This window comes from Streptomyces sp. NPDC056347 (assembly GCF_042262625.1).
GTDB lineage: Bacteria > Actinomycetota > Actinomycetes > Streptomycetales > Streptomycetaceae > Streptomyces.
Map to the genome: position 1 here is coordinate 1 of NZ_JBHJQP010000271.1, position 7,119 is coordinate 7,119.

Annotated in this window: 5 protein-coding genes; 2 read left to right on the forward strand and 3 right to left on the reverse strand. The window is 73.2% G+C overall.

Annotated elements, in window-relative coordinates:
- Nucleotides 1-30 precede the first annotated feature (30 nt).
- Together ACFCV8_RS34810 and ACFCV8_RS34815 are read right to left on the reverse strand one after the other, a co-directional pair.
- Entirely contained in the window at nucleotides 31-966 is a 936-nt protein-coding gene (locus tag ACFCV8_RS34810; protein ID WP_376689520.1) for a hypothetical protein, read from the reverse strand.
- Nucleotides 967-1,056: 90 nt separating this feature from the next.
- Nucleotides 1,057-3,033 (reverse strand): acetoacetate--CoA ligase, encoded by a 1,977-nt coding sequence (locus ACFCV8_RS34815; RefSeq protein WP_376689521.1) that lies wholly within the window; start codon nucleotides 3,031-3,033, stop codon nucleotides 1,057-1,059.
- A 232-nt stretch (nucleotides 3,034-3,265) separates the two neighbouring features.
- Here ACFCV8_RS34815 and ACFCV8_RS34820 point away from each other — a divergent pair, with 232 nt between their 5' ends.
- Nucleotides 3,266-5,617: a TIM-barrel domain-containing protein gene (locus tag ACFCV8_RS34820; RefSeq protein ID WP_376689522.1), complete on the forward strand. Its 2,352-nt coding sequence runs from the start codon at nucleotides 3,266-3,268 to the stop codon at nucleotides 5,615-5,617.
- A gap of 57 nt (nucleotides 5,618-5,674) precedes the next feature.
- Here ACFCV8_RS34820 and ACFCV8_RS34825 read toward each other — a convergent pair whose 3' ends face one another.
- Entirely contained in the window at nucleotides 5,675-6,211 is a 537-nt protein-coding gene (locus tag ACFCV8_RS34825) for an NUDIX domain-containing protein (protein ID WP_376689523.1), read from the reverse strand.
- 57 nt (nucleotides 6,212-6,268) lie between these two features.
- On the opposite strand from ACFCV8_RS34825, the gene ACFCV8_RS34830 reads away from it, so the two are divergent.
- The gene (locus tag ACFCV8_RS34830; protein WP_376689524.1) at nucleotides 6,269-7,075 is read left to right on the forward strand and encodes a M15 family metallopeptidase; all 807 of its coding nucleotides are present in this window, start codon (nucleotides 6,269-6,271) and stop codon (nucleotides 7,073-7,075) included.
- The last annotated feature ends 44 nt before the right edge of the window (nucleotides 7,076-7,119 follow it).

Consider the following 7,119-nt stretch of genomic DNA (forward strand, 5'->3'; position numbering starts at 1 on the left):
CGATGGTGGCGGGGAGCCCCCTTCGGTGTGTCAGTGGTGTGCCTCCGGTTCGTCGGCGCCGATGTCGAAGCCCGCGCAGTACTCCACGCGCGACTCGGGGGCGATGGGTTCACCGGTCTCGGCGTCGGTGCAGTAGGCGTCGAAGACCTCACCGGCGCTGAGCGGGACGAGGCCGCCGCGCTTCAGCCGCCAGCCGTGCACCCGGTCGCCGGTGCCGGGGCTGCTCGTACGGAGCACGAGCCCGGCCGGCTTGTCGAGGGCGATGGCCACGGCGAGCACCGTCACGAACTCGGCGCCCTCGTCGGACCCGATGCGGGCCGGTCCGGTCGCGTCCCGTTCGGTGTGCAGGACGGCGGCCAGGTGCTCGCCTTCGGCGGGGGTGCTGCACACCATGTGGTGGGTGCCGGGGCCGGCCGCCTCCAGGATGCGCAGCAGCAGGTGCGAGGCCCGGTCGAACGCGGCGTGGCCGATGTCCTGGCCGCAGTCCGCGCACGCCCCGATGCCTGTCAGGCGCGCCGTGGCGTACTCCCAGGTAGCCCTGCGGGTGGCCCGGTCGATCAGGAGCGGGATCAGGCTGTCGAGGCCCTGTCCGGTGTAGGTGACGGTGGCTCCGGCGGAGGCGACCTCGGCGGTGAAACGGCTGCGGCTGGCCGGGGTGTCGGGGGCGAGCCCTGTCTCGGCGCAGAACTCGGCGTACTCCTCGGGGTCGAAGAGTGCGACCGTGGTGTGCACACCGCGTGCGGAGAAGTGTTTCAGCAGGCTTTCGACCTGCTGGAGGTAGTGGGTGTGGTCGTCGAAGGTGAAGGTGCGGTAGCGCCGCATCGCCGCGAAGTCCTGCTCGTCGGCCAGCAGGCCGATGGTGCTGGGTGCTTCGCGGCACAGCGCGCGGCGCATGGACGCGGCCGACCGGCTGTGCCGGTGGGGCCGGCCCGTGGTGTTCTTCCCGTTGTTCGTCGTGCGCGCCATGACTCCCCCTGCGTACTGTCGGTCAATGCTCACTCAGAGTAATCGAGAGCACTGACAACGCGGCCGGGCGGTGACGCGGACGGCGGTTCGTCAGGAGCGCCCGCGGCCCAGTTCCTCGTAGAAGTGGAGGAGTTCGAGCCTGTCGACCGAGCCGGGGTTGACCGCCTTGGCCAGGGGCGTTCCTTGGAGCAGGCGCTTGACCGGGACTTCGATGCGCTTGCCGGTGAGGGTGTGCGGGATGCCGGGGACCTCGATGACCTCGTCCGGGACGTGGCGCGGGGAGAGGTTCTCCCGGATGGTGCGCTTGATGCTGTCGCGCAGTGCGTCGTCGAGCCGGGCGCCTTCGGCGAGGTGGACGAAGAGCGGCATCCAGTAGCCCCCGTCGGGCTGCTCGATGCCTACGACGAGGGATTCGCGGATCTCGGGGAGCCGTTCGACGGCCTCGTAGATGTCCGAGGAGCCCATCCGTACGCCCTGGCGGTTGAGTGTGGAGTCGGAGCGGCCGTGGATGATCACCGAGCCGCGGTCGGTGAGGGTGATCCAGTCGCCGTGGCGCCAGACGCCGGGGTACATGTCGAAGTAGCTGTCGTGGTAGCGGCTGCCGTCGGGGTCGTTCCAGAAGCGGACGGGCATGGAGGGCATGGGGGCGGTGACGACGAGTTCGCCGACCTCGCCGACGAGCGGGTTGCCCGCCGGGTCCCAGGAACGCAGGTCCGTGCCGAGGCAGGCGGCCTGGAGTTCGCCGATGTGCACCGGGAGGGTGGGGACCGCTCCGGCGAAGCAGCTGCAGACGTCCGTGCCGCCGCTGACGGAGGCGATCCAGAGGTCGTCGGCCACTTCGTCGTGGAGCCAGCGGAAGCCGTCGGGCGGGAGGGGCGATCCGGTGGTGGCGACGCACTGGACGCGGGAGAGGTCGAGGTCGCGGCCCGGGTGGATGCCGGCCTTGCGGCAGGCCATGACGTAGGCGGCGGAGGTGCCGAAGAGGGTGGCTCCGGTCTGTTCGGCGACGCGCCACTGGGCGCTGACGTCCGGGTAGCCGGGGCTTCCGTCGTACAGGACGACCGTGGTGCCGGTGAGGAGGCCGGAGACCAGGAAGTTCCACATCATCCAGCCGGTGGAGGTGTACCAGAAGAATCGGTCCTCCGGCCCGAGGTCGCAGTGCAGGCCGAGCTGTTTGAAGTGCTCCAGGAGGATGCCGCCCTGGGACTGCACGATCGCCTTGGGGAGTCCGGTGGTACCGGAGGAGTAGAGGACCCACAGCGGGTGGTCGAAGGGGACCTGTTCGAAGACGGGCTCGGTGTCGGCCGATGTGACGGCGGACCATTCGAGGGCGCCTTCGGGGGCCTTGGTGCCCAGGAGGGGAATGTGGACGACGGCGCGCAGGGTGGGCAGTTCGCGGCGCAGCTCGGCGACGGTGTCCGCGCGGTGGTGTTCCTTGCCGCCGTAGCGGTAGCCGTCGACGGTGAACAGGACGACGGGTTCGACCTGCTGGAAGCGGTCGAGGACGCTGCGGGCGCCGAAGTCCGGGGCGCAGGACGTCCAGACGGCGCCGACGGCCGCGGTGGCGAGAAGGGCGACGACGGCTTCGGGGATGTTGGGGAGGTAGCCGCTGACGCGGTCGCCGGGGGTGACGCCCAGGGCGCGGAGTTCGGCGGCGAGCGAGCCGACCCGGCGGCGGAGCTCGGACCAGGACACGGGGACCTGGGTGTGGGTCTCGTCGACGTGGATCAGGGCGGGCGCGTCCGCGCGCAGCGGGTCCTCGGCGGTGCGCAGGGCGTGTTCGGCGTAATTGAGGGTGGCGCCGGGGAACCACCGGGCGCCGGGCATGGCGCGGTCGGCGAGGACGGTCTCGTACGGGGTGGAGAACCGTACGTCGAACCAGTCGGCGACGGCCTGCCAGAAGGTATCGAGCCGGTCCACCGACCACTGGTGCAGCGCCGGGTAGCCGCCCTCGGCCGGTGCTCCGTGGCGCTGGGCGGCCCAGCTCTGGAAGCGGGTGACGGCGGCGGCCGCGATGCGGTCGGGGCCGGGCTGCCAGAGGGGGGTTTCGTCGGCTGCGGTGGTCATGGGGCGGCTCCCTGGCTCGGCGGGTACGCGGGGTGGGCGTGGGTCGCGCGCACGTGCCGGGGTGTGCGCGTGAGGCGGCCGTTACGGACGATGCCATGTGATCGTCTTTCGCACCAGGGTTCGCCACCCATGGTCACGGGCCCGGGCATGTGGCCGGGCCACGGGTCCGGCCTGGGTGAACGGAAGTTGAACGGAGCACTTGTCCGCCCTGTTCGATGGCAGGGTGAGCCGCATGAACGGTCGTGACCTGGTGCGCTCGGTGAAGACAGTCGGTTCGGTGCGGGGGCTGCGTGCGGTGCGCTCCGCATGGCGGCGCCGGGGCGCGGATGCGCGGGCGCTGCCGCCGCGCGGTGCGGAGCGGGCCCGGGTGCCGGGTCCGGTGGTGGGCGCGGAGCCGGGGCCGGGCGGGGGCGTGGTGCGGTTCGCCCGTTCGGTGCTGCGGGTGCGGGTGGCGGTGGGGGGTGCGGTGTTCTGGGGCTGGGACGGGGCGGAGCCGCTTCCCTCGTACGCCCTGCCCGGTGCGGCGCCGGAGCCCGATCCGCGGGCGGTGCTGGAGCCGGACACGGACGGTGGGTGGCAGGTGGTCTCGGAGCGGCTGACCGTCGCGGTGTCCCGGCACGGGGCGGTGGAGCTGCGGACTCCCGGCGGGATGGTGCTCCGGCGGGAGCTGCCGCCGCGCTGGTGGGAGCCGGTGACGGGGGGCGGGGCGCGGTGGGTGCAGCGGTCCGAGGTGCCCGCGGACGCGCGGTTCTTCGGGCTCGGCGGCCGGGCGTCGGGGCCGCGGTTGCGGGACGGGGTGTACGAGCTGTGGAACACCGATCCCGGTGGCCGGTTCGGGCCGGGCGACGATCCGCTGTACCTGACGATGCCGGTGCAGCTGGTGGTGAGTGACGCGGGGACGCATCTGATGTTCCACGACAACTCCTGGCCGGGGCGGGTGACGCTGCGCGAGGGCGAGGAGGGCGCGGGTTCGGGGCACGACCGGCCGGGGGCGTGCGAGGTGCGGATGGACGGCGGGCCGTTGCGCTGCTGGGTGGTGACGGGTACGCCGGCCCGGGTGCTGAGGGGGTGGACGGCGCTCACGGGCGCTCCGGCGCTGCCGCCGGGCTGGGCGCTGGGGCCGCAGCACGCCCGGTGGGGGTTCGGGAGCGAGCGCGAGGTGCGGCGGGTGGTGGCCGGTTACCGGGACCGGGGGCTGCCGCTGTCCGCGCTGCATCTGGACATCGACCACTACGACGGCCACCGGGTGTTCACGGTGGACCGGGAGCGGTTTCCCGATCTGCCGGGGCTGGCCGGGGAGCTGCGGGGGGACGGTGTACGGCTGGTGTCGATCGTCGATCCGGCGGTGAAGGCGGAGCCGGGGAACGCTGTGTTCGACGCGGGGGCGGCGGTCGGGGACGGCGGGGCGTTCGTGCGGGACGCGCGGGGGCGGGTGGTGCGCGGGGAGGTGTGGCCGGGTGAGTGCGTCTTCCCGGACTTCACCGATCCCGGGGTGCGGGAGTGGTGGGGCGGTCTGTACGAGGAGCGGCTGGCTCAGGGCTTCTCGGGGGTGTGGCACGACATGAACGAGCCGGTGTCGTTCGCCGCGTTCGGTGATCCGACACTGCCCCGGTCGGCGCGGCACGCGCTGGAGGGCCGTGGTGGTGATCACCGGGAGGCCCACAATGTGTACGCGCTGGCGATGGCGCGTGCCGGGTACGAGGGGCTGCGGCGGCTGCGTCCGGCGGAGCGGCCGTTCCTGTTCTCCCGGTCCGGCTGGGCGGGGATACAGCGGTACGGGGGCACCTGGTCCGGTGATGTGGCGACCGGCTGGCCGGGGCTGCGGGCCTCGCTGGCGCTGGTTCTGGGGCTGGGGCTGTGCGGGGTGCCGTATTCGGGGCCCGATGTGGGCGGTTTCGACGGGTCGCCGTCGCCGGAGCTGTATCTGCGGTGGTTCCAGCTGGGGGCGTATCTGCCGTTGTTCCGTACGCACGGGGCGATCGACGCGGGGCGGCGGGAGCCGTGGGAGTTCGGGCCCGGGGTGCTGGAGCACGCGAGGGCGGCGCTGGTGGAGCGGGAGCGGCTGCATCCGTACTTCGTGACGCTGTCACGGCTGGCGGGGCTGACCGGTGCCCCGTACGTGCGGCCGTTGTGGTGGCGGTCGCCCGGGGACCGGGCGCTGCGGGACTGCGAGGACGCGTTCCTGCTGGGGGACGCGCTGCTGGTGGCTCCGGTGCTGGAGCACGGCGCGGACCGGCGGGCGGTGCGGCTGCCGCGGGGGCGCTGGTACGACACGGCGACCGGTGCGGTGCACGAGGGGCCGGGTCAGGTGTTGCTGGAGGCGCCGCTGTCGCGGATTCCGGTGCTGGCGCGGGCGGGTGCGGTGCTGCCGGTGCGGGGTGCGGACGGCGGGCTGGAACTGGAGGTGTGGGCTCCGGCGGCGGGGCGGCGCGGGGGCGGGGCGGTGGTCCGCGACGCGGGGGACGGCTGGGAGCGGGCGGAGGTCGAGCGGTACACCTCGCGGTGGGTGGACGGCCGGGTCGTGGTGGAGCGGGAGGGGGCCGAGGGGCCGGTGGGGTATCCGGTGCGGGTGCGGGGCAGGTAGCGCGGGTGCGCCCGGCGGGGCTCGTCCGGCGGGGCGGGGCCGCCGGGCGCGTACCGGTCAGTGGTAGTGGCCGTCGAACCAGGCGCGGACGGCTCGGGTGTGCAGGGGGAAGGCGAGTTCGGCGGGGGCGTGCAGCAGGCGGAAGCCCTCGGTCTCGTCGGTGGGTCGCGAGGGCGGGAGGGCCGTGGCGGGGCGCTCGGGGAGGAGGCCGAAGAGGAGGAGGTGGCCGTCGGGGGCGCTGAGGGCGTCGGCGAGGCGGACGTCTCGTGCGTCGGCCCGGATGCCGGTCTCCTCGCGGAGTTCCCGTACGACCACGTCCTTCCAGTCCTCGTCGTGATCGATGTAGCCGCCGGGAAGGGCGAGGCCGCCCCGGTGCGGCGGGACGGTACGGGTGATCACGACGAGGCCGGTGCCGTCGGGGCCGGTGACGGGCAGCAGGGTGACGGCGACCGGCAGCGGGTTGCGGTAGGTGGTGGTGGCGCAGGCGGTGCAGGTGCGTGGCCAGGCGGCCGGAGGGAGGTCGAAGGGCGTCCCGCAGCTTGCGCAGTGGGAGTCCTTTACGGGCTTTACGGGCTTGCTCCGGGGTTCGGACACGCGCGGACTGTACCGGATCGCCGGGCGGGGAGCCCCGCACTGCTGGATTATGCGCTCATGACAAAACTTGCTTCCGCGCTCCGCGTCCCGGCGGCAGCTGCCGCCGCCCTGCTCGCCGTGACGGCCACCGCCCCGGCGGCGTCGGCGAAGCCCGAGCCGAAGGCCCCCGCGGAGTTCGTCGCGCTCGGCTCGGTCGACCCCACGATCATCCAGGAGATGCGCTACCCCACCGCCCACGACTTCATGGGCGTCCCCGTGGACGGCTACCGCCGGCCGCTCTGCATCCTGACCCGCCCCGCGGCGCGGGCGTTGCACGAGGCGCAGACCCGGCTTCTGCGCCAGGGCTACTCGCTGAAGGTGTACGACTGCTACCGGCCGCAGCGGGCGGTCGACCACTTCGTACGGTGGGCGAAGGATCTCGACGACCAGGTCATGAAGGACGAGTTCTACCCCCGGGTCGACAAGGCGCGGCTGTTCGCGGACGGCTACATCGCGGAGAAGTCCGGGCACAGCCGCGGCAGCACGGTGGACCTGACGCTGGTGAAGCTGCCCGCCGCGCCGACGCCGCCGTACCGTCCGGGCAGTGAGCAGGTGCCCTGCTACGCGCCCGCCGCCGAGCGGTTCCCGGACAACTCGGTGGACATGGGTACCGGGTTCGACTGCTTCGACACGCTCTCCCACACCGACGATCCGCGCGTCCAGGGGGTGCAGCGCGTCCATCGGCAGTTCCTGAAGAAGACGCTCACCGAGGCCGGTTTCGTGAATCTGGCCGAGGAATGGTGGCACTACACCTTCAAGCCGGAGCTGTTCCCGGACACCTATTTCGACTTCCCGGTGGCCCGGCGGTCCGTCGCCGGGCACTGACGCCGGACGTGGGAGCGGGCGGCCGGGGCCACCCCCGTGAGACC

Excerpts from the sequence above, each read along its gene's own strand:
- ACFCV8_RS34820 (WP_376689522.1), top strand. The coding sequence starts at position 3,266 with ATGAACGGTCGTGACCTGGTGCGCTCGGTGAAGACAGTCGGTTCGGTG.
- ACFCV8_RS34830 (WP_376689524.1), top strand. The coding sequence starts at position 6,269 with ATGACAAAACTTGCTTCCGCGCTCCGCGTCCCGGCGGCAGCTGCCGCC.
- ACFCV8_RS34810 (WP_376689520.1), bottom strand. The coding sequence starts at position 966 with ATGGCGCGCACGACGAACAACGGGAAGAACACCACGGGCCGGCCCCAC.
- ACFCV8_RS34815 (WP_376689521.1), bottom strand. The coding sequence starts at position 3,033 with ATGACCACCGCAGCCGACGAAACCCCCCTCTGGCAGCCCGGCCCCGAC.